This is a genomic window from Oxalobacter paraformigenes (assembly GCF_000158475.2).
GTDB classification, from domain to species: domain Bacteria; phylum Pseudomonadota; class Gammaproteobacteria; order Burkholderiales; family Burkholderiaceae_D; genus Oxalobacter; species Oxalobacter paraformigenes.
This window is the reverse complement of sequence record NZ_KI392031.1, coordinates 1-24412: the sequence shown is the minus strand read 5'-3', so window position 1 is coordinate 24412 and position 24412 is coordinate 1. Positions and strand designations below refer to the sequence as shown.

Here is a 24412-nt window from a genome sequence, read left to right as displayed (position 1 = left end):
CCGTCATGCAACAACTGCTGCTAAATCTTGACACTGCAAGCCCCCCTGCTCTTGAAACTTTCGTGCCCGGGCAAAATGAAGAGGCACTGCATCTTCTTCATCTTATTGCGGCGAGACAGTCCCGTGACCGGTTCGTCTATTTGTGGGGCGATGCCGCAGTGGGAAAAACGCATCTTCTGCTCGCGATGGCCCGGTTTGCTCCTTCACGATACCTGAGTGCCCGGTCTCCTCTTGCGGCCTTTGATTACGACTCCGGCATTTCGCTGTATCTGATAGACGATTGCGACAAATTATCTCCGGAAAAACAGATTGCCGCTTTTGATCTTTTCAATCAGGTCCGGGAAAACGGCAGAGCATGCATGATTACAGCGGGTTCCAGCACGCCGCTTGCCCTGACGCTAAGGGACGATCTGAAAAGCCGGCTTTGCTGGGGACTTGTCTATCAGATAAAGGGGCTGACTGATGAAGAAAAAATAGCTGCCCTGACAGAACAGGCCAAAAGCAGGGGATTCACTCTTTCCCCAGGTGTGCTACCCTATCTTATTACGCACTATCAACGAGACATGCATTCGCTTTCCATGATTCTGGACGCTCTGGACCGTTATTCGCTTCAGACAAAACGCACGATCACCCTGCCGCTCCTTTACGATCTGCTGCACAAAAAGCAGGAGCCGACGCTATGACTGACACACTGGCACTATTCGATCTGGACAATACGCTTCTCCCTATCGACTCGGACTACGAGTGGGGACAATTTCTGGTACGTATCGGCGCAGTTGACAAGGAATTCTATGAAAGGCGCAATGCGGAGTTTTTCATCCAGTATCAGGCAGGCACTCTCGACCCGGCCGAATTCCTCGCATTCGTTCTGGGCACCTTGTCCCGCTTCCCCCGCTCGCAACTGAACCGCTGGCGGCAGCAATACATGGATGAAGTCATTTACCCCGCCATTACGCCTTCCGCACGCCGTCTGGTGGAAAAACACCAAAAAAATCACGATCTGGTTGCCATTGTTACGGCAACAAACCGTTTCATTACGGAACCGATTGCAAAAGCGTTCGGTGTCGATCACCTGATTGCCGCATTGCCCGAAGAAACACCGGAAGGCGAACTCACCGGGAAACTGGTAGGAATTCCCACATCCGGTGCAGGTAAAATCATCCATACCGAGAACTGGCTCAAACAGATGAATCTGTCCTTCGACAGTTTCAGACACGTCTATTTTTACAGCGACTCCGACCGTGACATTCCGCTTCTCTCGCAGGTAAACCATCCGGTTGCCGTCAATCCCAACAGTCGTCTGAAAGCATATGCCGAAATGAAAGGCTGGCCTTTATTGCAATTATTCGATGATTAACAAACTGATCCGCAAGATTTTTGGCATGGGTTCGGATACCCGTGCCGCCGATAAACCTGTTACCTTGAATTCCGCACAGCACGGCATCGATCCGCGTCTGGTATCCAACAGTGCCATACGGGTTGTCCGTATATTGCACAATGCCGGCTATAAGGCATTTATTGTCGGCGGCGCGGTACGGGATTTGCTGCTGGGACTCAAGCCGAAAGATTTCGATGTGGCAACAGACGCCACACCGGAACAGGTGAAACGCCTTTTCAGACGGGCCTTCGTCATCGGCCGACGCTTCCAGATCGTTCATGTTCTCCTCGGCCAGGAGCTGATCGAAGTCACGACCTTCAGAGGATCATCTACCAAACCTGCCTTGAAAGACGATGCCGGCAGGTTGTTGCGCGATAACAGTTTCGGCACCCAGGAAGAAGACGCCGCCCGCAGGGACTTTACCATTAATGCCATGTATTACAATCCGGCCAATCAGCTACTGCTGGATTACCACGGCGGCATGAACGATCTGCGCAACCGGACCCTGAAAATTATCGGAGATCCCGAACAGCGTTATCGCGAAGACCCTGTACGCATGCTCCGGATTGTCCGGTTCGCCGCAAAACTGGGTTTTTCGATAGATCCGGCAACACGCGCACCCATTGCTTCACTGGCCCCTCTCATCAACAATGTTCCATCTGCCCGACTTTTCGACGAAATGTTGAAACTGCTGATGAGCGGTCACGCCATGTCTTGCCTGAAAGAATTGCGTACCCGGGGTTTGCACAAAGGTTTGCTCCCCCTTCTGGACGTTGCCCTGGAACAGCCTCAGGCAGCTCATTTTATAGAACTTGCCCTGGACAAAACCGATCAGCGCATCCGGGAAAACCGGCGTATTTCTCCGGGTTTCCTGTTTGCCACACTCCTGTGGACACAGGTTGAGGAAAAATGGGAGCATTACCGTGCGCAGGGAGAACACCCCATTCCCGCTCTTGTGGCGGCCGCAGGAGACATACTGGAGACCCAGACCGAGAAACTCGCCATTCAGCGGCGGATTGCAAGTGACATGAAGGACATATGGCTCATGCAACCCAGACTGGAACGGCGTACAGGGAAATCCGCGTACCGCCTGCTTGAAAATGAACGCTTCCGTGCCGCCTACGATTTTCTGCTGATCCGGTGTGAAGCTGGCGAACTCGATCCCGAAGTCGGCCAATGGTGGACGGCATTTATTGATGCATCCGGCGATGAACGGCAGCAAATGATCGCTGAACAAGTGAAACGGCTATCGGCCAGTTCATCCGGTAAAAAACGTGCAAAACGCTCACGCCGCCGCAAGACCGGAACAAATCCGGCGACGGTCCCCTTGCCAACAACTGAAGACATCCAGCCATAGTATGAGCGGGAACATCGTTTACATTGGTATCGGTTCCAATCTGGGAAACGCCCTGCAAAACGTTACCGAAGCGATAAACAGCCTGAACCGTTTACCCGATACTTCCGTGGACAAGTCCTCTTCCTTTTACCGGACAGCTCCTGTTAACGCGACAGGCGACGATTATATCAATGCCGTCGCCAGACTCGTCACCGGTCTGGCACCCGATCCCTTACTGGACGCCCTCTGGGACATCGAAAACCGTTTCGGCAGAAAACGGCCCTACAAAAACGCTCCCCGAACGCTGGATCTGGATATTCTTCTCTACAACCGGGAACGTATTCTGACCGACCGCCTGACGATCCCACACGCTCGCCTGTGCGAGCGGGCCTTCGTTTTGGTCCCGTTAGCCGAAATTGATCCCGACATCGTTATTCCGGAAAAAGAACCGCTTTCCACCCTTCTTCATCGCGTCAGCAATCAGAAAATCGAACGTATTTAATTGACAGCCTGTTTTAAGGAGTTCCAGTCATGTTTCACATCCCTGTCTTTATCCAGACCGCCGGCCTGCTTATTTTATCGAATGTTTTCATGACATTTGCGTGGTACGGTCATTTGCGGCATCTTTCGTCAAGATCATGGCTCATCGCCGCGCTGATCAGCTGGGGAATCGCTCTTTTCGAGTATCTTTTGCAAGTTCCCGCCAATCGTATCGGTTTTTCACAATTCAGTCTGGCACAGCTCAAAATCTTGCAGGAAGCCATCACCCTGAGCGTATTTGTCCCCTTTGCCGTTTATTACATGGGCCAACCTTTCAAAATGGATTATGTCTGGGCAGCCTTGTGCCTGCTTGGCGCGGTTTACTTCATTTTTCGCTCATAATTGATCTGAAATCGTGACAGCCCGCCATGCATCGGGATATGGTTACGTCCTGATGTTCTCTCCATTTTCCAGTTCAATAAAGGATTGTTATGGCAACCTATCTTCAGGAACGCAAATCGGTTACCAGCCACACTCTGGCCGCTCTCTATAACAAGCATGAAAAAATCACCATGCTGACCTGTTATGACGCCAGTTTCGCTTCCCTTATGGATCAGTGCGGAGTCGAAATCCTGCTCATCGGTGATTCACTCGGCATGGTTTGCCAGGGAAAAGATTCCACGTTGCCCGTCTCCATCGAAGAAGTCGCCTATCATACCGAATGCGTCGCCAGAGGCAACAAAACCGCCATGATCGTATCGGATATGCCTTTCGGAACCTACGCAACGCCTGAATCCGCTTACGACAATGCCGCCGAACTGATTAAGGCGGGCGCCCATATGGTCAAGATCGAAGGTGGTCGCTGGCTTGAAGACACCGTCCGTTTTTTGACAGAGCGAGCCATACCGGTTTGCAGTCATTTGGGACTGACTCCCCAATCCGTCCACCAGTTCGGTGGCTATCGTGTCCAGGGTAAAACCTCGGAAGATGCCAAACGTATCCTTGAAGACGCAAAAATCCTGCAAAACGCGGGAGCGTCTCTCTATGTGCTGGAAGCTGTCCCTGCCATACTGGGAAAAGAAATCACCGAAGCCCTGAACGTCCCGACTATCGGTATCGGTGCAGGCCCTGACTGTTCCGGCCAAGTCCTTGTCATGCATGACATGCTCAATGTCTATCCCGGCAGAAAGGCGCGTTTTGTCCGCAATTTCATGGAAGGACAGTCCAGTATCGAAGATGCGATCAAAGCGTATGTGCGCGCGGTCAAGGATGGATCCTTCCCGGCGCCTGAACATTGCTTCTGACGACAACCGTCATTGCCCCGCCAGTATGACCTACCGTCAGGTGTGCAATGCTGGTCCGCTGCGTGTTTTAAACAGAACCGATTGAAAACAAACCGGTTTTCGGCGGACTTTTGCTGTTCAGTTCAAAAAGAATCCGATACATAGCCAGAATACCTTGCCATTTCTTTTCGCGGGGAAGAATGACAGACAAATCTGTGCGAGCAACGGGCGGAAAGACTCATGTCCCCAATCCACGAAAGCTTTGTCCGTTCCGGGTTCAAAATCGAAATTGGTCTGAAACGATCGTTACCATTTGAATAATGACTGCTCTGTGCCAGTCATCTGCAACGGGCTGTCGTGAAACCGGCCTATGCCCATCCCCAGAGCCGATTATGTCATCGTTGGAACGGACTGAAAGCAGCCGAATTCAGAACAAGTTAACTTCCGGCAAATTCTGCCAACAGCATTTTGGCATAAAGTGTGGACAAAAGCACCGTGAGCCTTTACAAGCGGACAGAAAAAGGGGCACGCCTGACTTCATCATCAGAACTTGTTGCCTGCCACTTTTTGTTTTACTGAATCGTTGGAATCGATTTCATAACGCGCAAGACTCTGGGCCTTTTTGATGGGCAACTCCTCCATCGAACTGATCGTCATGCCCAGATCCCGAATCAGACCATCGTGAACACCATAAACCCAGCCATGTACCGTCAATTGCTGGCCCCGGTTCCACGCATCCTGCACGATAGTGGTCTGACACACATTTGCCACCGATTCAATGACATTCAGTTCGCACAGACGATCGTATTTCACTCTCGCCGGCAGCGTATCTCCCAGATAACGCTCGTGCTTGTGATGAACGTCCTGAACATGGCGCAACCAGTTATCCGCCAATCCCACTCTCTGTCTCATCATGGCGACATGAACACCCGAACAATCGTAATGGCCAGTTACCATGATATGACGCACCCGGACGACATCAACAGCAAATTGCATCACGGAAAGGCAGCTCAGATCGGTATAAGACACGACATTGGCGACATTCCGGTGAACAAAGATATCGCCTGGCAACAGATTGGTGATTTGTGTTGAAGGAACCCGGCTGTCCGAACAACCGATCCAGAAGTACTTTGGCAACTGCTGCGTTACCAGACGCGAGAAATAATTCGGATCATCCTGAACCATTTGTTCCGCCCAGGCTTTATTGCGCTCGAAAAGCTGTTTGAGTTCAATGTCCGTGGGATCGTATTCATTTAATTTGTCTGGCATAAATCCGCTCTCTAAAAGGTAACCAATCTCCGTTGGCTGTCGTTATTACAGTAAAGCTTTCCTGAAATCCTTAATCCATTTCTTCGCTGGCAACCCGGTTTTATCCCTGATTTCTGCCGCCCGCGCTTTCAATTCGTCGTCCTTCAGTTCAGGCCGCTTCCGGAAAGCGAGCGCAATCACGTTTCCTTCCTCAGTCGGCGTCAGGCACACCACTTTTTCAAACGATTTGCACAGGGCGGCCATGTTCTTTCCAAAGCTGGAATGGTCGCCAAACAGATTGACCGTCATGATACCGTCGAAAACAAGACATTTTTTACAAGCCGCATAAAACTCGGGGGTGTCCAGTACCGGGCCACGCGCAGTCGCATCGTATAAATCGACATGCAAGATATCGAACGTGTTGAAATTGTTTACGTCATTGACAAAATCCAGCGCATCCATTTCAAGAATACGCAACCGGTCATCCGGCTCCGGCAACGCAAACATTGACTTGCAAACCGCAATGACGTCCGGATTCAATTCGACAGCAGTCGTTATACAGGCAGGAAACTGGTAATAACAGAATTTGGTAAGCGAACCGGCGCCCAGCCCAAGCTGGCAAATAGCGCGAGGCTCTTTTTTGAAAAACAGCCAGGACATCATTTTCCGGCTGTATTCAAGTTCAAGCCAGTTCGGCTTTTTAAGCCGCATGGCGCCTTGTATCCATTCTGTTCCGAAATGGAGATAACGCACCCCTCCCTGTTCGGAAAGCGTCACAGGCGCATACCTGATTTTGCGCGTATGCGTTTTTCTGGAACCATCCGAAGCAGGTCGAAGAGACTCTTCCCGCTCAATAGACTTTCGTTTTAAAAGCATGGCTTGGCCGGGAAAAACCGGACAATATTCAAAATGTTTCGATTATCCTGTTTCAGCCATGAAAAAGCCAGTGTTTTTTATTCTTCTTCAGCAAGGTAGTACCGCCGAATTCATCGATTAAAACACCTTCTCCTTTATCGACAGCAATTCAATAACTCATCAGCTCATCTTTCAGCGTCTAACCAAAGCAAGGTCGAAGAGAAAAAAGAAAATACCCCTCAAGACGAATCTTGAGGGGTATTCGGAACATTCGAAAAACCAGCCAAAAGACTGGCTTTCAAAGTCGGACTAATTATTTCTTGCCAACTTTACTTACAATGTTCAGGCTCTTGATACGGCCGGATTCAACACCAGCGTCCGGATCGATCATGGCATTGATCAGGCATGGTTTCTTGGAAGCAACAGCTTCTTCCAGAGCGGCTTTCAGCTCTTCCGGAGTATTGACCAGATAGCCCTTGCCACCGAAGGCTTCCATCATCTGATCGTAACGGCCACGAATCAGACGGGTACAGGAAACCAGACCATTGCCCGGATCTTCTTCATTACCCTTATAGATACCACCGTTGTTCATGACGATGATGGTAACTGGCAGGTTGTAACGGCAGATGGTTTCAATTTCCATACCGGAGAAGCCGAATGCGGAGTCGCCTTCAACAGCGATAACCGGATCGCCAGTTACGCTTGCTGCGCCGACGCAGTAGCCCATACCGATACCCATAACGCCCCAGGTACCGGAGTCCAGACGGCGGCGTGGTTCCAGCATGTCCACGATCATACGGGTGTTATCCAGTGCGTTTGCACCTTCGTTAACCAGATTGACGCTTGGATTGGCCAGCATGAATTCTTTCAGAACGCCCAGCGAGTTGGAATAGTTCATACCGGTCGGAGCGACAGGAGCAGCCATCTTGGTTGCCAGTTTGCCCTTGTTGGTATCCACTTTTTCTTTCAGAGCGCCTACCCATTCTGCATTGGCTTTCGGAGCGCCTTTCAGAGCTTCGTTCAGCAGAGCCAGGCTGGACTTGATGTCGCCGACGATCGGGCCAGCGATGGGCTGGTTGGAATCCATTTCGTTAGCCTGGATATCGATCTGAACGAATTTCTTCAGTTCGTTACCCCAGGTCTTGCCTTTACCGTGCTGCATCAGCCAGTTCAGACGTGCGCCAATCAGGATACAGACGTCGCACTGTGCCAGAGCAAATGCACGGGTAGCGGCAGCAGACTGTGGATGATTGTCAGGCATCAGACCTTTAGCCATGCCCATTGGCAGGAAAGGAATACCGGTTTGTTCCACAAACTGTTTGACTTCTGCGTCAGCCTTGGCCATTGAAGCGCCTTTACCCAGCATGACAACAGGGCGTTTTGCGTTCTTGATAATGTCAGCAGCGCGTGCGATAGCATCGGCGGCAGGAATCTGTGCCGGTACCGGATCGATTGGCTTGAAGAGCAGTTTTTGCGCTTCTTCTACTGGCAGGGTCTGACCGAACAGTCTGGCTGGCAGGTCAACATAAACGCCGCCCGGACGACCGGATACAGCGGTACGGATTGCACGTGCAATACCGATTGGAATATCTTTGATGCTGTTGATACGGAAAGAAGCTTTGCAATGCGGACGAGCGATATTCATCTGATCCATTTCTTCGTAATCGCCTTGCATCAGATCGACGATTTCGCGTTCACTGGATCCGCTCAACAGGAGCATTGGGAAGCAGTTGGTGGTAGCATGAGCCAATGCCGTCAAACCGTTCAGGAAACCAGGGGCGGAAACGGTCAAGCATACGCCAGGTTTGTCGCCCTGAATGTAGCCGGCAATAGAGGCAGCATAGCCAGCGTGCTGTTCGTGGCGGAAGCTATAGAACTTCTGACCATCCTGTTCCCACAGACGGGCCAGGTTGGTGATAGGAATGCCGACCACACCATACATGGTATCGATGCCATTCAACTTCAGTGTGTCCTTTAACACATGAAAGCCATCAGTCAACTCTACATTGTCGTCGTTACTCATGAGTAATACCTTTCTTTGGTTGGTTTTGATAAACGTTGTTCAACGTCAATTCCGAGTATGCCGCATTACGCCTGAAAAGACCGTTGACCTAGGTCAATTTGCCCTTATTGACCGCGGTCAATTCGCTATCATTGACCTAGGTCAATTTACAATTATTGACCCAGATCAATTTGTTTCCTGTCCTCAAAAAAAACATCTCCCCGAACCGAAACACAAACCGTCCGGATTCATCATTTTCCCCGAAAAAAACCGCTGTCCTCAATCCGGAACAATGGCCGCTATTCACGCAGGATTTCCCCTGAAAACCCCTTCTCTTTTGCAAAAAAACAACCGCCTGGATGGTTATAGAAAACCATCCATGTGAAATACGGGCAAAACAAGGTTTTTTCCGTCTTTCAGAAACGTTTTTTTCGCATTCAAGCCTTGAATGTCGCCAAAGAAAATCCGGCGTTTGCGCGCCAGACAAAAGTCAAAAGGGTCAGACACAAAGTTTTGCAACCCGCGAAGCGCAGGAGCTGGCTAACCGGGTGCAAAAGAAGACAACATTACGGAAAAATCACCTTGGAAATACCGGAAACCGTCGTGCGCTTTTCTTCCCGTTTTCAAAATCCTCCGATTGGCAAAACACGGCATTTCTTGGCAGGCCCTGTTTCCGTTTAAAAGACAGGACAAGACCGTTCGTTCTGTCTGGAAAATGCCGAACATTTCTTTATTGTATTTTCCCTACATAAAAGGAATGTCTGCCCAATAAAACAGGATTCCTCACTGAAGCGCTATTTCAGCCTCCGGAATCGGGAAGCTGAGTAGACGACTTTCAATAAAAGCCATTACTTCCAGATAAGCTGTAATTTTTGCATCCGGTTTTGGGTTTTCGATCTTTCGGCATTTAATGGAACAATGTGTTTCGTCGTCAGTTATAAGCGGTGGAAATGGCACCAAGGTTTTTTGGGGAAAAGCCAATCGCAGCAAATTACATTCAAACTTGCGTCCCGAATTGTCATGTCTGGCCACACTGCCTCGCATCGCTTTGCGCCAGAAAGTTTTCCGTTAGTGTTTTCGCGGGGATTTTTAGAGGCTGGAATTGTTTAGATCGTTGCTGGTCCCGCCGACAGGGATCGAACCTGTATCCCACGCTTAGGAGGCATGTGCACTATCCATTGTGCTACGGCGAGACTTCCCGATATTTTTTCAGGCGACGCCATTGTACCGCATGAGGCGAATCTGTACGAGGGGCAAACCTCTATATTGCCCTGCTTGCCGGTACAATGATGTTTTCCTGTTTTCAAACTGTGGCGATTTAATTCACTATGGCAATTATCACGCTTTCCAACGCACAACTTGCTTTTGGCCATTTTCCCATGCTTGACCACGCTGAATTTTCACTGGAGGCAGGCGAAAAAGTCGGATTGATTGGTCGCAATGGAACGGGCAAATCCTCTTTATTACAAATCCTCGCCGGCAAAATGCGGCTGGACGACGGACGTCTGACAGTCCAGCAAAAACTGAAAATTGCCTACGTCGAACAAGAACCCGTTTTTCCTGCCGGCCAGACCGTCTATGAAACCGTCGCTTCCGGCTTAAACACGATACAGGCCCTGCTTGACGAATACGAGGCTTTGACATCCGCGCTCGAAAAACACAACGACGCCGGCACCCTTGAACAGCTTCATGAGCTTCAGGTGCAACTGGATGCAACCGATGCGTGGAATCTGAACAATCGCGTCGAGACCATTCTCGACCGTCTCTCGCTTGACGGCGCCGACCGGATCGGAACGCTTTCAGGCGGTCTCCACAAAAGAGTCGCCCTGGCCCATGGACTAGTCGGAATCCCGGACGTACTGATGCTGGATGAACCGACAAATCACCTGGATTTCGAATCCATACTCTGGCTGGAAAGCCTGTTGAAAGAGTTTCACGGCAGCCTGGTTTTCATTACCCACGACCGCCGGTTCCTTGATCACATCGCCACCCGCATTGTTGAACTGGATCGTGGCAAGCTGCTTTCTTTCCCTGGCAACTTCAGCGCTTATAAAACCGCCAAAAACGAACTGTTGGCAAATGAAGCCGTCGAAAATGCCAAATTCGACAAATTTCTGGCACAGGAAGAAGTCTGGATACGCAAGGGAATCGAAGCGCGGCGAACCCGCAATGAAGGCAGGGTACGAAGGCTGGAAGCCTTGCGAGCCACCCGCGCGTCCAGAAGAGAACGTCAGGGACAGGTTCGCATGGATGTGTCGTCCGGTGAACGCTCGGGAAAGCTGGTCGCCGAATTGACAGGCATTTCCAAATCTTTCGGCGAAAAAACCATCGTCAAATCGTTTTCAGAAACCATTCTGCGTGGCGACAAAATCGGCCTGATCGGACCCAATGGCGTTGGAAAAACCACATTGCTGAAACTCATTTTGGGTGAACTTTCTCCCGACGCAGGCACTATCCGGCTGGGAACGAAATTGCAGGTTGCCTATTTCGACCAGATGCGCGCCCAACTGGATGACGAGGCCAGCCTCATTGATACTATTTCGCCAGGTAGTGAATGGGTCGAGATCGGCGGCCAGAAAAAACACGTCATGAGTTATCTCTCTGACTTCCTGTTCACGCCCGAACGGGCGCGTTCTCCCGTCAAATCCTTATCGGGCGGCGAGCGAAACCGTCTTCTTCTTGCCCGTCTTTTTGCCCGCCCCGCCAATGTCCTGGTTCTGGACGAACCTACAAATGATCTGGACATTGACACTCTGGAACTGCTTGAAGAGCTCTTGCAGGAATACGATGGCACCGTTTTTCTGGTCAGCCATGACCGCGCTTTCCTCGACAATGTCGTCACACAGGTCATCGCTGCCGAAGGAAACGGTATATGGCGTGAATACGTAGGCGGTTACAGTGACTGGGAACGCATGCGTCCTGCTCCTTCCGAAAAACACACCGCCAAAAAACCGGAGAGGGAAACTGCCGTCTCGCCAGCAAAAAAAGAAAGCGCCAATGCGACCAGACGCAAAAAACTGAGTTACAAGGATCAACGGGAACTGGATGGACTTCCTTCCAGAATCGCTGTATTGGAAAACGAACAGGCGCAAATCGCTTCACGGCTGAACGACCCCCAACTTTACCAGGGCGATCCTTCCGAAGGCATTCGCCTCAACCAGCGTTTTGCCGAAATCGAAGAAGAACTGATGAACTGTATTGCCCGCTGGGACGAACTGGAATCGAAAACGAAAGAATAAAAAAACGGAGTTTAAGACGCTATGCGACGGAAATTTTTCAGACGGAACCCCATCGCAAACAGCGCGCCGAAATAGACGACGCCGCAAACCGACATGACAAGCGCCAGTGCTCCTGCTCTTAAAAAAGGATGCGCCTGCAAGGCAATCCAGTCAAAGTAACCCGCTACCCAGACGGAAACACCGGCCAGAAGGATCAATGCGATGCCGACTTTGAAAAAGAAAATTCTCCAGCCGCTTTGAGGCCGGTAAATACCCCGGCGACGCAACATAAAAAACAGAATGGCGGCATTAAAGCAAGCGCCGATCCCGATAGAGAGCGCTAGTCCGGCATGCGCATACAGCGGAACAAATATCAGATTCATCAGCTGGGTGACCACCAGAACGCCGACAGCGATTTTGACGGGTGTTTTGATATCCTGTTTTGCATAGAAACCCGGAGCGAGAATGCGGACAACGATAAGCCCGATCAACCCGATACCATATGCTATCAGGGCATTCGACGTCATGAAAACATCTTGCGAGCTGAATTTGCCATAATGAAACAGGGTAGCCGTGAAAGGAACCGGCAGGGTCATCAACATGACGGATGCCGGCAGGGCGAGCAGGAAAGTCAAACGCAGCCCCCAATCCAGAAGCGATGAATATTCTTTTTCATCATTGTTCGCGTGCGCTTTCGACAAGCTGGGCAACAGAATCGTCCCCAACGCCACCCCCAGCAAGGCATTGGGAAATTCCATCAGACGATCGGCATAGGAAATCCAGGAAACGCTGCCATGCACCAGACGGGAAGCGATATTGGTATTGATCATCAAACTGATCTGGGCCACTGAAACGGCGAACGTGGCCGGAACCATCTGCCGGATGACACGCCTCACTCCGGGATTTTGGAAAACGCCGATTATATTGAGAAAGACACGCGGCATCATGCCGATCCTGACCAATGCGGGAATCTGGATCGCCAGTTGCAAAAGACCGCCGGCAAACACGGCAAATGCAAGCGCCAGAACAGGCTGCTCAAGATGCGGGGCGACAAAAAGCGAAGCAATGATAAAGGAGACATTCAGCAAAACCGGCGTGAACGCCGGGATCCGGAATTCACGCCAGGTGTTGAGAATGCCGCCTGCCAATGCGACCAGCGACATGAAAAGGATGTAGGGGAACATAATCCGCGTCATCAGCACGGACAGTTCGAATACTTCCGCATTACCGTCCAGCCCGGTCGCCACCAGATAAACGACACCCGGCGCCGCAAAAATTCCTGCAACGCAGATCAGAACCAGCGTCCACATCAGGGCCGTGGCAACCTTGTCGATCAGTTCTTTGGCCGGATCAGCCCCTTTCTTGTTGACGTACTCTGCCAGAATAGGAACGAACGCTTGCGAAAAAGCGCCTTCGGCAAACAGTCTTCTCAACAGATTGGGTATGCGGAATGCGACAAAAAACGCATCGGTAAAACCGGATGCGCCAAAAGCCCGGGCAATCAACAGCTCGCGCACTAGGCCTGTAATGCGCGACAGCATGGTCATGCCGGAAATCGTAACGAGTGTTTTAAGCAAATTCATGTTGCGGCATTATAGCGCCCATCCTTGCGTGTTACAGGGACTGTCATTTATTTTCGAGGACGGCCTGTCCGGCAAAAAACGTCAAAGCGCTTTGACGAATCCGGCAAGCCATTATATAATTTGACGTTTTCCCGGTTTTACCCTGATCTTTCAGGTTTTATCAACTTACATTTTATTGATGGAGTTTCCATGTACGCGGTCATAAAAACCGGCGGCAAGCAATATAAAGTTGTCGCAGGTAAAAAATATAAAGTAGAACAGATACCGGCTGACATTGGATCCGAAATCACTCTCGATCAAGTTCTGGCAGTTGGCGAAGGCGAATCCATTCGCTTCGGTACCCCACTGGTCGATGGTGCTCAGGTTCAGGCAACGGTAGTAGCGCAGGGTCGTCACAAAAAAGTCAAGATTTTCAAGATGCGCAGACGTAAACATTATCAGAAACGTCAGGGTCATCGTCAAAATTATACCGAACTGCAAATCGTTGCGATCAACGCTTAAGCACCGGCTGATGCGATTCATCTCGAATCGGTCATAAAGCAATTCATTCTGGAGTATTAAAATGGCACACAAAAAAGGCGGCGGTACCACCCGTAACGGTCGCGAATCCGAATCGAAACGACTGGGCGTTAAAGTTTATGGCGGACAAACGATCAACGCTGGCGGTATCATCATGCGTCAGCGTGGCACTACGATCCATCCCGGCGAAAATGTCGGCATGGGAAAAGATCACACTTTGTTCGCACTGATAGACGGTACCGTCAAATTCGTCGTCAGGGGCGAAGCGAAAAAACATTTTGCAACGGTTGTTCCGGCAGCTGCCGCATAACCCTTTGCAGACGGGCTTGTTAAGCGAGCCTTTTCAAATCAGGAGAGGGCTCTGCCGTTGGCAGAGCCTTTTCGTATTGACGGGATTGTTTGATGAAATTTATTGACGAAGCAAAAATCGAAGTGATCGCCGGAAACGGAGGCAATGGGGTTGCTTCGTTCAATCGCGAAAAATTCAAGCCTTTTGGCGGGCCAGACGGTGGCGACGGCGGCAAGGGCGGCAGCATATGGGCCATTGCCGACAACAATGTCAACACGCTGATCGATTTCCATTATACAAAAATGTACCGCGCCAAAAACGGCGAAAACGGCCGGGGGTCGGATTGCTATGGCAAGGGAGCGGAAGATATCGTGTTGCGGATGCCGGTCGGCACCATTATCACCGATCGCAATACAGGCGCTGTTATCGCCGATCTTGTCGAAAACGGGCAAAGACAGTTGCTCGCGAAAGGCGGCGAAGGCGGCTGGGGAAACATCCATTTCAAAAGTTCGACAAACCGCGCCCCGCGACAGAAAACAGACGGCAAACCGGGTGAGCGTCTCGAACTCCAGCTTGAATTGAAAGTATTGGCCGATGTGGGACTGCTCGGGATGCCGAATGCCGGCAAATCCACCCTGATCTCGGCTGTCTCGAACGCCCGTCCCAAAATTGCCGATTACCCGTTTACGACTTTACAGCCCAATCTGGGCGTTGTCCGCATCGGACATGAAAAGAGTTTTGTGATCGCCGACATCCCCGGACTGATTGAAGGCGCCGCTGAAGGAGCCGGTCTTGGTCATCAGTTCTTGCGTCATTTGCAACGTACGCGCCTTTTGCTGCACCTGATCGACCTTGCCCCTTTCGATGAAACAGCCGATCCGGTTTCCGGAGCCAGGGCGCTGATTGCCGAACTGGAAAAATACGATCCGGAACTGGCCAAAAAACCGCGCTGGCTTGTTGTGAACAAACTCGACCTGATTTCCGGAGAGGAGCGAAATGAAAAAGTGCGCGATCTGGTTTTGCGTTTGGGTTGGAAAGGCCCTGTTTTCGAAATTTCGGCCTATACTAAAGCTGGCTGTGCAGAATTGATGGAAGCCATTTATCGTTATTTCGAACAACTACAGCGCCAGGAAGAACAGGCTGGCAAAACCGGCATAGTTGAAGAAGCCCGCAATATCGATTCCATCGATTCAAACGATCCCCGTTTTAAATCCCTTGAATAAGGTTTGTTCTCTGGCATTCATGAATTCGGTCATACAAAACGCAAAACGGCTCATTGTCAAAGTCGGCTCTTCCCTGGTTACCAACGATGGACACGGCCTCGACCATATGGCCATTGCAAAGTGGTCTGAACAGATTGCCCGGCTTCGCCTGCATGGAAAGGAAGTCGTCCTGGTCAGTTCCGGCGCCATTGCCGAAGGCATGTTGCAACTGGGATTCAAAAAACGCCCTGTCGATATTCATGAACTGCAAGCCTGTGCCGCAGTCGGACAGATGGGACTCGTGCAAATTTACCAGACCAGTTTCGAAACGCATGGCCTGCACACGGCGCAGGTACTGCTGACACATGCCGATCTGGCCGACCGTGAACGTTATCTGAACGCCCGTTCCACCCTTTTCACGCTCTTGCGTTTCGGCGTCATTCCGATCATCAATGAAAACGATACCGTCGTTACCGACGAAATCAAATTCGGCGACAACGATACGCTCGGCGCGCTCGTAGCCAATCTGATCGAGGCGGATGCCCTGATCATTCTGACCGATCAGAAAGGACTGTTTACTGCCGATCCCCGCAAAGACCCGAAAGCCATCCTGGTTAAAGAAGCTCACGCGGGAGACCCTGTTCTGGAAGATATGGCTGGCGGTGCGGGAACAGGAATCGGACGCGGAGGCATGTTGACCAAAGTACTGGCGGCGAAACGCGCCGCCAGTTCCGGCGCTCATACCGTCATCGCATGGGGTCGGGAAGATAATGTTCTCCTGCGTCTTGCGGACGGCGAAATGATCGGAACGCAATTGTCTGCCCCCGACAGTCATTTGCAGGCCCGGAAACAATGGATGGCGGATCACCTGCAAACGGCCGGGAACGCAATTCTCGATGCCGGGGCTGTCCAGAAAGTTTCGAAAGAAGGCAAATCCTTACTGCCGATTGGCGTCATCCGCATTACCGGTGAATTCGGGAGAGGCGAAATCATTTCCTGTCTGGATGAATCCGGAAAGGAAATCGCGCGGGGACTGACGAATTATTCCAGCGTGGAAGCCAATCTCATTTCAAGACACAAGTCCTCGGATTTCATCAATATTCTGGGCTATGACGGTACACCCGAACTGATTCACCGGGATAACATGATCGTGCTCTGAATGTCAGAAAGAACTTCCGGTGTACCTTCTTTTTTCAACCGAACGGTTGTAACGAATCCGGAAAATCATATCTTCTTTGGAACCTGCAATTGACGTCAGGTCACAGAAATATTCCTGCGCCAACAGGGCACGGGGGCGGTTTGCGGCATGAAAGTTGATTTTCCGCCAGGCTTCGCTTTTCGACATGGCCCATTTACTGTCCTTGTGTCCGTATGCATACCTTCGGTATTCCATGGTATCGCAATGAATACCCTCATAACTGACATTTATCGCACCAGCCCTGCTTTTGGTCACCAGGGTATAACGTATTTCATCCTCGCCGACAGACAAAGAGGTGGAGTCGATGAAAAAATCCTGCGTTTCCGTTGGGCCACCTCCAAACGGCAAAAGATTCTCTTCCCTGGGAAATTCGGGCAATACGAGCGGCATAACCTTGACTTCTTTGGGGGGTTCATCCTCATCGTCGCTACCGTATTCTCCGAAAATGATCTCAGCCGACGCATGAAAACCGATGGCCAATAACATCGCCAAAGCCAGAAGCCTGGCCTTTTTGCGAAGGTAATCAAGAAATGTTTTTTGCATTCGAATTGGCACCCGATTCAGTATCTTCCCGCTTTCTGGGCGGACCCGAAGTCCTTTCCCGGCCAGTTCCCCTGGAAAGATTACCGGCATAAAGCTTGAAATACTGCTGATTGTCCGGCTTTGGAGTAGGATTCAGGAAACGCGACAATTCCTGAAGCGCTTTCAGATAGACATCCCGTTTGAATTCGATAACGACATCAAGCGGCACCCAATACTGGTGCCAGCGCCACGCATCGAACTCAGGTGTATTGGTCAGCTTCAGGTTGATATCGGTATCGCGCCCCAACATACGCAGAAGAAACCATATTTGCTTCTGTCCACGGTAATGTCCTCTTATCTCGCGCCGGATAAAATGGGGAGGAACTTCATAGCGCAACCAGTTTCGCGTCCGCCCAACGACCTTGACATGTTCCTGACGCAAGCCCGTCTCTTCCTGCAACTCACGATACATGGCCTGCTCTGGCGTTTCGCCATATTTTATGCCGCCTTGCGGGAATTGCCAGGACTGCTCGCGCACCCGCTTGCCCCACCAGACTTCATTATTGGTATTTAACAGAATAATGCCGACGTTGGGGCGGTAACCTTCACGGTCCAACATTTTTCACCTCAATGTCTTTGCAAAATGCCATTCTCACAGTCTCGTACGATTTTACAGGGCAAAAATTTACGCTAGTTACAACAAACAAACCTCTATTTCCATCGATTAGACAAACTGTGAACGCATCCGCCAGCTAATCCTTTAGAATCATATAGATTATAACCCTGTTATGTTAATAAAAGAATTCACTGTCATGCGTGCATCACAATTTTTTATTTCAACGCTGAAAGAAGCGCCAGCCGACGCTGAAATCATCAGCCACAAACTCATGGTCAGGGCCGGGATGATCCGGCGTCTGGGTTCCGGCATTTATGCCTATATGCCAATGGGGCTTCGCGTTATTCATAAAATCGAGAACATCATTCGCGAGGAAATGAACAGGGCTGGCGCTGTTGAACTGTTGATGCCACTCGTACAGCCAGCCGAACTGTGGCAGGAAACCGGCCGGTGGCAAAAATACGGTCCGGAGCTTTTGCGCGTCAAGGACAGACATGATCGCGATTTCATTATTCAGCCGACATCGGAAGAAGTGATCACCGATATCGCAAGGAATGTTATCAAGTCTTACCGGCAGTTACCGATCAACTTTTACCATATCCAGACAAAATTCCGCGACGAAAGACGGCCCCGCTTCGGTTTGATGCGAGGCCGCGAATTCACCATGAAAGACGCTTATTCGTTCGATCGTGATGTGGCGGGATTGAAAAAGTCCTATCAGGTCATGTTCGATGCCTATATCAAAATCTTTACCCGTTTCGGATTGAAATTCCGGCCGGTTGCCGCCGACAATGGCGCTATCGGGGGCTCGGGGTCGCATGAGTTTCATGTCATTGCCGACACCGGCGAAGATGCGCTCGTTTACTCGCGTGACTCCGATTATGCCGCCAATATGGAAGCGGCTGTCGCACTGCCTCCGACTGCACAACGCGCCGCTCCGTCGAAAACCCTGCAGAAAGTGCCGACACCGGGTCAAAAAGCCTGTGAAGATGTCACGACTTTCCTGAATCAGCCGCTTTCCCAGTCGCTTAAAGTGATTGCGGCCATCCGGACGGACATTCCGGAAGAAGAAGCCGGTCATTTCGCCATTATTCTGATGCGGGGCGATCATGAGCTCAACGAAATCAAAACGCAAAAAAATATCGGGGAATTCCGTTTTGCAAGCGAAAGCGAAATCGTGCATTACCTGGGTTGCCCATCCGGTTACCTGGGCCCTGTCGGGTTGTCGGAGCGTACCGATATTGCGCTTTATGCCGATCATGCCGTCACGGTTATGAGCGACTTCATTTGCGGCGCCAATGAAAAGGACATGCATTATACCGGCGTCAACTGGGAAAGGGATGTTCCGCTCCCCTCCACTGTTGCCGACTTCCGCAACGTCGTCGAGGGCGATCCGTCGCCAGACGGGAAAGGCACTCTGGCAATCCAGCGTGGTATTGAAGTCGGACATGTTTTCCAGCTTGGTACCCGTTATTCAGAGGATATGCATGCCACTTATCTGGACGAAAACGGCAAGCCGCAGCTGATGCAAATGGGCTGCTACGGTATCGGCGTCACCCGGATTATGGGCGCTGCCATCGAACAAAACAATGATGAACGGGGTATTATTTGGCCGGTGTCGATCGCGCCATTTGAAGTCGTGCTTTGCCCTTTGGGATATGATCGTAGCGAAATGGTCAGGAATACGGCCGACAAACTTTATGGCACATTGAAAAACGCGGGTCTCGATGTCCTTATGGACGACCGTGGAGAACGACCGGGCGTCATGTTCTCGGATTGGGAACTGATCGGTATCCCTCATCGTATTGTTATCGGAGAACGCGGTCTGAAAGAAGGCAAACTGGAATATCAGGGAAGGCGCGACAAAGAAGCGACTGCCGTTGCCATCGACGATATGGCCAACTTTATCAAAGACAAACTGGCCAGTGAATAATACCAGAAATCGCTTTATGCACAGAACAAAAAAACATTTCATTTTTGTTCTGACCTTCTTTTTTCGTCCTTAATACGCGGTCAGTAGCCTGAAAAACGCCAGATCTTTTCTGGCGTTTTTTATGGAAACCGTCTATTCCGCTCCATCCCGGGCTAGCGCTGTGAAAAATCCGTTCTTTCGTATGGCAATATCTTACCCGACCGATCGCGCCAGTAGCGAAAAACGACGGTTTCCCGGAAACGGCTTTACTTCATTTGAGCTGCGCGGAAACCAATTTGGTCATTTCAAACATGGATACCTGTTTTTTACCCCCAAAAACAGGCTGCAGTTTCCCATCGGCATTGATCATGCGCCGATTGTCTTTATCCTGCAGATTGTTCTGTTTTATGTAATCCCATATTTTTTTTGTCACTTCAGTGCGCGGCACAGGCGTTGCACCGATAACGGCAGCCAGCACAGCGCTTGGTGTAACCGGCTTCATAAATGCAGCATTGGGGGTGCGTTTTGCCGGCTCGGCCTTCGCAGGCGTTTTTTTAGCCGGCTCAGCCTTTTTTACAGCGGGTGTTTTTGTCGATTTTGTTGCAGGTTTTTTTGTTGCCATAACGATGCCTCATATACAAAGTACGAAAGGGAATTTATGTCACTTACTGCAAGATCAAATATAGGTGTGAAATCTTGCAAAACGCAAGTATTTTTTCCCTTCATTGCCCAAAGTGTGGCTAATGTGCTTCTCAATTAGGCAACCACAGGCTGAAAGCCAAACAAATCATTCATCTAAACGCCAATCTGTTGATTTTGAAAGGCGTTTTTTCCGATTTTTATCGCATGCCCGGCATCATGCCCTTCAAGCCACGCATCAGCTTCATCATGCCGCCGTTTTTCATTTTCTTCATCATCGACTGCATTTGTTCAAACTGGGAAAGCAACCGGTTGACTTCCTGAACCTGAACGCCAGCGCCTGCCGCAATTCGACGTTTTCTCGAAGCCTTGATCAATTCCGGTTTTGCCCGTTCCTGAGGAGTCATGGAATTAATGATCCCGGCCATACGGCCCACCTGTTTATTGGCCTGATCGAAATTGGTACTCTGCGCAGCCTGCCGGAACTGCGCAGGCATTTTATCCATCATACTGGAAAGACCGCCCATGTTTTTCATTTGTTCCAGTTGCGCCTGAAAATCGTTCAAATCGAAGCGCCCTCCGACTTTCAGTTTTTTTTCAAGCTCCTGAGCGGCTTTCAGATCGACATTTTTCCGGGCTTCTTCTACCAGAGCAAGAATATCGCCCATTCCCAGTATCCGGTTCGCCATCCGGACGGGGTCAAACTCTTCAAGGCCATCCAGCTTTTCGGAAACGCCAACGAATTTGACCGGCTTTCCGGTAATATGACGGACCGACAGGGCAGCCCCCCCGCGTGCGTCGCCGTCAAGCTTGGTCAGGACAATGCCTGTCAAGGGCAAGGCTTCGTTGAAACTTCGGGCAACGTTGATGGCATCCTGCCCCAACATCGCATCCACGACAAAGAGCGTTTCAATCGGGGAAAGCGCCTGATGCAATCCCGATATCTCCTGCATCATTTGCTCGTCAATACCCAACCGTCCAGCCGTATCGACAATCAAAACATCGTAAAAATGCCGCCTGGCATGATCCAAGGCGGCTCTGGCAATGGCAACTGGCTGTTCGGAAATGTCCGGTTGAAAGAAATCCGCTCCGCTTTGGCCTGAAACCGTCTCAAGCTGTTTAATCGCCGCAGGCCGGTAAACGTCGGTTGAAACCGTTAATACTTTCTTTTTCTTTTCCTGTCGCAAATATCTGGCCAGTTTCCCTACCGTCGTGGTTTTTCCGACCCCCTGCAAACCAGCCATCAGAATAACCGCAGGAGGTTGAGTGGCAAAATTCAGCCGGGACGATTTCTCTCCCAGATCCGCTCCCATTATATTGGCCAGTTCCTGCTGAACCACACCAACGAGCGCCTGACCCGGTGACAGGGAATCCATCACTTCTTTTCCCAAAGCTTTTTCGCGGACTTTTCCGATAAAGTTCTTGACAACAGGTAAAGCGACATCGGCTTCCAGCAATGCCAGCCGGACTTCGCGAAGCATTTCTGCCGTATTGGCCTCTGTTAAACGGGCCTCTCCGCGAATCGTTTTGACGACCTTAGCCAAACGTTGAGTCAGATTATCGAGCATAAGTTTTCAGTAAAAAACAGTTTTGATGAAATTGTTGACCGGCCTTTATTGTAATCGTATTTTTCACCGGGCTGCATAGCCGTCTTCAGGCTTGCGAAGACGGAAGAACAGGCAGCAAAAATGATGCCATCCTCACTTTGCAAAAGAATTTGCCCTTCATTTCCCAAAGATTTGAAATCAATAACGGGGAATATCCGTTCCTTTAGGCTATTTATAGTTGCGAACCGTACTTTGTATATTCTACAATGGCCTTTAACTTTGAATTAGTGCAACCTTTTTTCCTGCAGAGAAAGCGAGACCCAAATATGACATCAGATATTGCAATTGCTCAAAGTGCGAAAATGCTTCGCATCAGCCAAGTTGCGCAACGCTATGACATTGAGGAAGAATACCTGGAACCTTACGGCCATTACAAAGCCAAGATTTCTCTGGATTTTCTGGATACTCTGAAGGATAAACCCGATGGCAAGCTGATTATGGTAACCGCCATCAACCCGACTCCCGCAGGAGAAGGAAAAACCACGACCACTATCGGCCTGGGCGACGCTTTGAACCGGATCGGCAAAAAAGCGATCATCTGCCTGCGTGAGCCGTCCATGGGACCTGTTTTCGGCATGAAAGGCGGCGCAGCAGGCGGCGGCTACTCGCAAGTCATCCCGATGGAAGACATTAATCTGCATTTCACCGGCGATATCAGTGCTGTCGCGCTGGCCAACAATCTGCTGTCGGCCCTGATCGACAATCATATCCATCACGGAAATGAACTTGGCATCGACGCTCGTCGTGTCATCTGGAAACGGGTGGTGGACATGAATGACCGCTCCCTGCGCAACATTACAGTCGGTCTGGGTGGGCCGGCAAACGGTTTTCCCCGTGCTGACGGATTCAACATCGCTGTTGCATCGGAAGTCATGGCCATTTTCTGTCTGGCTACCAGCCTGCAGGATCTGAAAGAACGGCTCGGCAAAATCGTTGTTGCCTATACCCGCGACCTCAAACCGGTTCTCGCCAGCGACCTGAAAGCTCACGGTGCGATGGCCGCCTTGCTCAAAGACGCCATCAAACCGAACATGGTTCAGACACTTGAAAACAATCTCGCCCTGATCCACGGCGGCCCGTTTGCCAACATCGCTACCGGCAGCAATTCCGTCATCGCGACGAAATCAGCCTTGAAACTGGCCGATTATGTCGTGACCGAAAGCGGATTCGGCGCCGATTTGGGGGCGGAAAAATTTGTCGATATCGTTTGCCGGAAATCCGGATTGCGCCCTGACTGCGCCGTCATTGTCGTAACCATTCGTGCGCTCAAGTACCACGGTGGCGTCAATTTGCCGGATCTGGGCAAGGAAAATCTGGCTGCCCTCGAAAAAGGTATTGCACATCTTGAACGCCACGTAAACAATATCCGCAATCACTACGGTCTGCCATGCGTTATCTGTATCAATCATTTTACCCTTGACACGGATGCGGAAATACAATTGCTGAAAGAAAAAATGGCAAGCCGTGGCGCACCGATCGTTGTTTCCAAACATTGGAGTGAAGGCGGCAAGGGCGCTGAAGAGCTGGCCCAAACTGTTGTCAATGTTATCGAAACGACGCCAAGCAATTTCAAATTCGTCTATGATGAAAAGGAATCGCTCTGGAACAAAATGGCGACCTTGGCAACCAAACTGTATGGTGCAAGGGATATTGTTGCCGACAGCAAGGTCAAGGCCCAGATCAGAAAACTGGAAGAAGACGGCTACGGCAATTATCCGATTTGCGTTGCCAAAACCCAGTATTCCTTTGCAACCGACCCGGCATTACGCGGCGCGCCGTCCGGTCATTCCGTCAACATTCGCGAAGTCCAGCTTGCGGCGGGCGCCGAATTCATTGTGATGCTGTGTGGCGACGTTATGACTATGCCAGGTTTGCCGAAAGTGCCTTCTTCCAATATGATTGACATTGACGCAGATGGTCGTATTGTCGGATTATTCTGATCTAGCGCGGATTTTCTGCTCCTGCGGCAGGAAATCCGTCATGAAGAATGAGCAATTCTGCATTACGAGTGCAGATTTCATTCATTGCATAAGTTTCATAATTAAGAAGGCGGGTTTAAAGCGCGGGCTTTAAACCTTGACAACACCGCCCTGTAATGCGTTATCTATCAGATAACGTAGAGTACCTTTTTTACCGGCAAGGTTCTGGAATGACGGGCATGGGTTTTTCTCATATGTACGAGAACTTTCATACATAAAAAACGAAAATTAGTGAACAAGCCGACAGCAAAAACGAAATGCCGTGCATTCATTGTACGAATAAACGATAGAAAATCCGAAGGCTGTCAGGCGTAGACGATATTTAAAAGGGAAAGAACATGAAAATTGCGATCATAGGAGCCGGAGCGATAGGAGGCTACGTTGGGGTGAAGCTGGCGTTGTCCGGAGAAGACGTGACCTTCATCGTGCGGGGTGCGAACCTGGAAGCCATCAGAAAAGACGGCATGAAGCTGATCATGGAAGACGGGACAGAACACGTTGCCAGGGACGTCAAAGCCACCAACAACTATGATGAAGTAGGACCAC

At 50.5% G+C, this 24412-nt stretch carries 23 protein-coding genes and 1 tRNA gene; 15 read left to right on the top strand and 9 right to left on the bottom strand.

Features of this window, described 5'->3' with window-relative positions:
* The first annotated feature begins 5 nt into the window (after nucleotides 1–5).
* The 6 genes from hda to panB all read left to right on the top strand — a co-directional run bounded on the left by hda (nucleotide 6) and on the right by panB (nucleotide 4498).
* Nucleotides 6–683 (top strand): DnaA regulatory inactivator Hda, encoded by a 678-nt coding sequence (hda, locus tag OFAG_RS03410; RefSeq protein ID WP_005877932.1) that lies wholly within the window; start codon nucleotides 6–8, stop codon nucleotides 681–683.
* Complete coding sequence (locus OFAG_RS03405; RefSeq protein WP_005877933.1) at nucleotides 680–1357, top strand: HAD family hydrolase; 678 nt, start codon at nucleotides 680–682, stop codon at nucleotides 1355–1357. Before hda ends, OFAG_RS03405 begins: the two co-directional genes overlap by 4 nt.
* Nucleotides 1350–2735 carry a polynucleotide adenylyltransferase PcnB gene (pcnB, locus tag OFAG_RS03400; RefSeq protein ID WP_005877934.1) on the top strand — a complete coding sequence of 462 codons (1386 nt, stop codon included), beginning with the start codon at nucleotides 1350–1352 and terminating at the stop codon, nucleotides 2733–2735. The genes OFAG_RS03405 and pcnB overlap by 8 nt, the downstream gene beginning before the upstream one ends.
* 1 nt (nucleotide 2736) lies before the next feature.
* Nucleotides 2737–3216: a 2-amino-4-hydroxy-6-hydroxymethyldihydropteridine diphosphokinase gene (gene folK, locus OFAG_RS03395; RefSeq protein ID WP_005877935.1), complete on the top strand. Its 480-nt coding sequence runs from the start codon at nucleotides 2737–2739 to the stop codon at nucleotides 3214–3216.
* Nucleotides 3217–3245: 29 nt separating this feature from the next.
* The gene (locus OFAG_RS03390) at nucleotides 3246–3596 is read left to right on the top strand and encodes a DMT family protein (RefSeq protein ID WP_005877937.1); all 351 of its coding nucleotides are present in this window, start codon (nucleotides 3246–3248) and stop codon (nucleotides 3594–3596) included.
* Between the two features lie 89 nt (nucleotides 3597–3685).
* A complete protein-coding gene (panB, locus tag OFAG_RS03385; protein ID WP_005877939.1) occupies nucleotides 3686–4498 on the top strand; it encodes a 3-methyl-2-oxobutanoate hydroxymethyltransferase in 813 nt (270 codons plus the stop codon).
* A 522-nt stretch (nucleotides 4499–5020) separates the two neighbouring features.
* Here the strand turns inward: panB and can are convergent.
* The 3 genes from can to oxc all read right to left on the bottom strand — a co-directional run bounded on the left by can (nucleotide 5021) and on the right by oxc (nucleotide 8603).
* Nucleotides 5021–5746, bottom strand: a complete 726-nt coding sequence (gene can, locus OFAG_RS03380) for a carbonate dehydratase (protein WP_005877941.1) — start codon at nucleotides 5744–5746, stop codon at nucleotides 5021–5023.
* A 45-nt stretch (nucleotides 5747–5791) separates the two neighbouring features.
* On the bottom strand, nucleotides 5792–6601 hold the full coding sequence (locus OFAG_RS03375) for a spermine/spermidine synthase domain-containing protein (protein ID WP_005877943.1): 810 nt from the start codon (nucleotides 6599–6601) through the stop codon (nucleotides 5792–5794).
* Between the two features lie 292 nt (nucleotides 6602–6893).
* Nucleotides 6894–8603, bottom strand: coding sequence for an oxalyl-CoA decarboxylase (oxc, locus tag OFAG_RS03370; RefSeq protein WP_005877945.1), 1710 nt, complete (start codon nucleotides 8601–8603; stop codon nucleotides 6894–6896).
* Between oxc and OFAG_RS03365 the strand changes: the two genes are divergently transcribed.
* Nucleotides 8602–8967 carry a hypothetical protein gene (locus tag OFAG_RS03365; protein ID WP_040719499.1) on the top strand — a complete coding sequence of 122 codons (366 nt, stop codon included), beginning with the start codon at nucleotides 8602–8604 and terminating at the stop codon, nucleotides 8965–8967. The genes oxc and OFAG_RS03365 overlap by 2 nt on opposite strands.
* A gap of 733 nt (nucleotides 8968–9700) precedes the next feature.
* Here the strand turns inward: OFAG_RS03365 and OFAG_RS03355 are convergent.
* A tRNA-Arg gene (locus OFAG_RS03355) sits at nucleotides 9701–9775 on the bottom strand.
* Nucleotides 9776–9910: 135 nt separating this feature from the next.
* Between OFAG_RS03355 and OFAG_RS03350 the strand changes: the two genes are divergently transcribed.
* Nucleotides 9911–11821 (top strand): ATP-binding cassette domain-containing protein, encoded by a 1911-nt coding sequence (locus tag OFAG_RS03350; protein ID WP_005877948.1) that lies wholly within the window; start codon nucleotides 9911–9913, stop codon nucleotides 11819–11821.
* 11 nt (nucleotides 11822–11832) lie between these two features.
* Here the strand turns inward: OFAG_RS03350 and murJ are convergent, their stop codons facing one another.
* Nucleotides 11833–13383 (bottom strand): murein biosynthesis integral membrane protein MurJ, encoded by a 1551-nt coding sequence (murJ, locus tag OFAG_RS03345; RefSeq protein WP_005877949.1) that lies wholly within the window; start codon nucleotides 13381–13383, stop codon nucleotides 11833–11835.
* Between the two features lie 189 nt (nucleotides 13384–13572).
* On the opposite strand from murJ, the gene rplU reads away from it, so the two are divergent.
* From rplU to proB, 4 genes are all read left to right on the top strand, one after another.
* Nucleotides 13573–13884, top strand: coding sequence for a 50S ribosomal protein L21 (gene rplU, locus OFAG_RS03340; protein ID WP_020994795.1), 312 nt, complete (start codon nucleotides 13573–13575; stop codon nucleotides 13882–13884).
* A gap of 61 nt (nucleotides 13885–13945) precedes the next feature.
* Nucleotides 13946–14212 (top strand): 50S ribosomal protein L27, encoded by a 267-nt coding sequence (rpmA, locus tag OFAG_RS03335; protein WP_005877951.1) that lies wholly within the window; start codon nucleotides 13946–13948, stop codon nucleotides 14210–14212.
* A 92-nt stretch (nucleotides 14213–14304) separates the two neighbouring features.
* On the top strand, nucleotides 14305–15414 hold the full coding sequence (gene cgtA / locus OFAG_RS03330) for an Obg family GTPase CgtA (protein WP_005877952.1): 1110 nt from the start codon (nucleotides 14305–14307) through the stop codon (nucleotides 15412–15414).
* Between the two features lie 19 nt (nucleotides 15415–15433).
* On the top strand, nucleotides 15434–16552 hold the full coding sequence (gene proB / locus OFAG_RS03325; protein WP_005877954.1) for a glutamate 5-kinase: 1119 nt from the start codon (nucleotides 15434–15436) through the stop codon (nucleotides 16550–16552).
* Nucleotides 16553–16555: 3 nt separating this feature from the next.
* Here the strand turns inward: proB and OFAG_RS03320 are convergent, their stop codons facing one another.
* Both OFAG_RS03320 and OFAG_RS03315 read right to left on the bottom strand, forming a co-directional pair.
* Nucleotides 16556–17134: a CNP1-like family protein gene (locus OFAG_RS03320; RefSeq protein ID WP_020994794.1), complete on the bottom strand. Its 579-nt coding sequence runs from the start codon at nucleotides 17132–17134 to the stop codon at nucleotides 16556–16558.
* Nucleotides 17115–17732: an RNA pyrophosphohydrolase gene (locus OFAG_RS03315; RefSeq protein WP_020994793.1), complete on the bottom strand. Its 618-nt coding sequence runs from the start codon at nucleotides 17730–17732 to the stop codon at nucleotides 17115–17117. The genes OFAG_RS03320 and OFAG_RS03315 overlap by 20 nt, the downstream gene beginning before the upstream one ends.
* Before the next feature lie 193 nt (nucleotides 17733–17925).
* Here OFAG_RS03315 and OFAG_RS03310 point away from each other — a divergent pair, with 193 nt between their 5' ends.
* Nucleotides 17926–19662, top strand: a complete 1737-nt coding sequence (locus OFAG_RS03310; RefSeq protein WP_005877959.1) for a proline--tRNA ligase — start codon at nucleotides 17926–17928, stop codon at nucleotides 19660–19662.
* 250 nt (nucleotides 19663–19912) lie between these two features.
* Here OFAG_RS03310 and OFAG_RS03305 read toward each other — a convergent pair whose 3' ends face one another.
* Together OFAG_RS03305 and ffh are read right to left on the bottom strand one after the other, a co-directional pair.
* On the bottom strand, nucleotides 19913–20263 hold the full coding sequence (locus OFAG_RS03305) for an SWIB/MDM2 domain-containing protein (RefSeq protein WP_005877961.1): 351 nt from the start codon (nucleotides 20261–20263) through the stop codon (nucleotides 19913–19915).
* A 217-nt stretch (nucleotides 20264–20480) separates the two neighbouring features.
* On the bottom strand, nucleotides 20481–21848 hold the full coding sequence (gene ffh / locus OFAG_RS03300; RefSeq protein WP_005877963.1) for a signal recognition particle protein: 1368 nt from the start codon (nucleotides 21846–21848) through the stop codon (nucleotides 20481–20483).
* Nucleotides 21849–22153: 305 nt separating this feature from the next.
* Between ffh and OFAG_RS03290 the strand changes: the two genes are divergently transcribed.
* Together OFAG_RS03290 and OFAG_RS03285 are read left to right on the top strand one after the other, a co-directional pair.
* Nucleotides 22154–23827: a formate--tetrahydrofolate ligase gene (locus OFAG_RS03290; RefSeq protein WP_005877964.1), complete on the top strand. Its 1674-nt coding sequence runs from the start codon at nucleotides 22154–22156 to the stop codon at nucleotides 23825–23827.
* Between the two features lie 377 nt (nucleotides 23828–24204).
* Nucleotides 24205–24412 (top strand): ketopantoate reductase family protein (locus OFAG_RS03285; protein ID WP_020994791.1); only part of this gene is annotated, 208 nt, incomplete at its 3' end.

Coding starts and splice junctions, on each gene's coding strand:
- murJ (WP_005877949.1), bottom strand. CDS start 13,383: ATGAATTTGCTTAAAACACTCGTTACGATTTCCGGCATGACCATGCTG.
- OFAG_RS03305 (WP_005877961.1), bottom strand. CDS start 20,263: ATGGCAACAAAAAAACCTGCAACAAAATCGACAAAAACACCCGCTGTA.
- ffh (WP_005877963.1), bottom strand. CDS start 21,848: ATGCTCGATAATCTGACTCAACGTTTGGCTAAGGTCGTCAAAACGATT.
- rpmA (WP_005877951.1), top strand. CDS start 13,946: ATGGCACACAAAAAAGGCGGCGGTACCACCCGTAACGGTCGCGAATCC.
- hda (WP_005877932.1), top strand. CDS start 6: ATGCAACAACTGCTGCTAAATCTTGACACTGCAAGCCCCCCTGCTCTT.
- pcnB (WP_005877934.1), top strand. CDS start 1,350: ATGATTAACAAACTGATCCGCAAGATTTTTGGCATGGGTTCGGATACC.
- OFAG_RS03315 (WP_020994793.1), bottom strand. CDS start 17,732: ATGTTGGACCGTGAAGGTTACCGCCCCAACGTCGGCATTATTCTGTTA.
- OFAG_RS03365 (WP_040719499.1), top strand. CDS start 8,602: ATGAGTAATACCTTTCTTTGGTTGGTTTTGATAAACGTTGTTCAACGT.
- oxc (WP_005877945.1), bottom strand. CDS start 8,603: ATGAGTAACGACGACAATGTAGAGTTGACTGATGGCTTTCATGTGTTA.
- proB (WP_005877954.1), top strand. CDS start 15,434: ATGAATTCGGTCATACAAAACGCAAAACGGCTCATTGTCAAAGTCGGC.
- OFAG_RS03290 (WP_005877964.1), top strand. CDS start 22,154: ATGACATCAGATATTGCAATTGCTCAAAGTGCGAAAATGCTTCGCATC.
- OFAG_RS03405 (WP_005877933.1), top strand. CDS start 680: ATGACTGACACACTGGCACTATTCGATCTGGACAATACGCTTCTCCCT.
- folK (WP_005877935.1), top strand. CDS start 2,737: ATGAGCGGGAACATCGTTTACATTGGTATCGGTTCCAATCTGGGAAAC.
- can (WP_005877941.1), bottom strand. CDS start 5,746: ATGCCAGACAAATTAAATGAATACGATCCCACGGACATTGAACTCAAA.
- OFAG_RS03350 (WP_005877948.1), top strand. CDS start 9,911: ATGGCAATTATCACGCTTTCCAACGCACAACTTGCTTTTGGCCATTTT.
- rplU (WP_020994795.1), top strand. CDS start 13,573: ATGTACGCGGTCATAAAAACCGGCGGCAAGCAATATAAAGTTGTCGCA.
- OFAG_RS03320 (WP_020994794.1), bottom strand. CDS start 17,134: ATGCAAAAAACATTTCTTGATTACCTTCGCAAAAAGGCCAGGCTTCTG.
- OFAG_RS03390 (WP_005877937.1), top strand. CDS start 3,246: ATGTTTCACATCCCTGTCTTTATCCAGACCGCCGGCCTGCTTATTTTA.
- panB (WP_005877939.1), top strand. CDS start 3,686: ATGGCAACCTATCTTCAGGAACGCAAATCGGTTACCAGCCACACTCTG.
- OFAG_RS03310 (WP_005877959.1), top strand. CDS start 17,926: ATGCGTGCATCACAATTTTTTATTTCAACGCTGAAAGAAGCGCCAGCC.
- OFAG_RS03375 (WP_005877943.1), bottom strand. CDS start 6,601: ATGCTTTTAAAACGAAAGTCTATTGAGCGGGAAGAGTCTCTTCGACCT.
- cgtA (WP_005877952.1), top strand. CDS start 14,305: ATGAAATTTATTGACGAAGCAAAAATCGAAGTGATCGCCGGAAACGGA.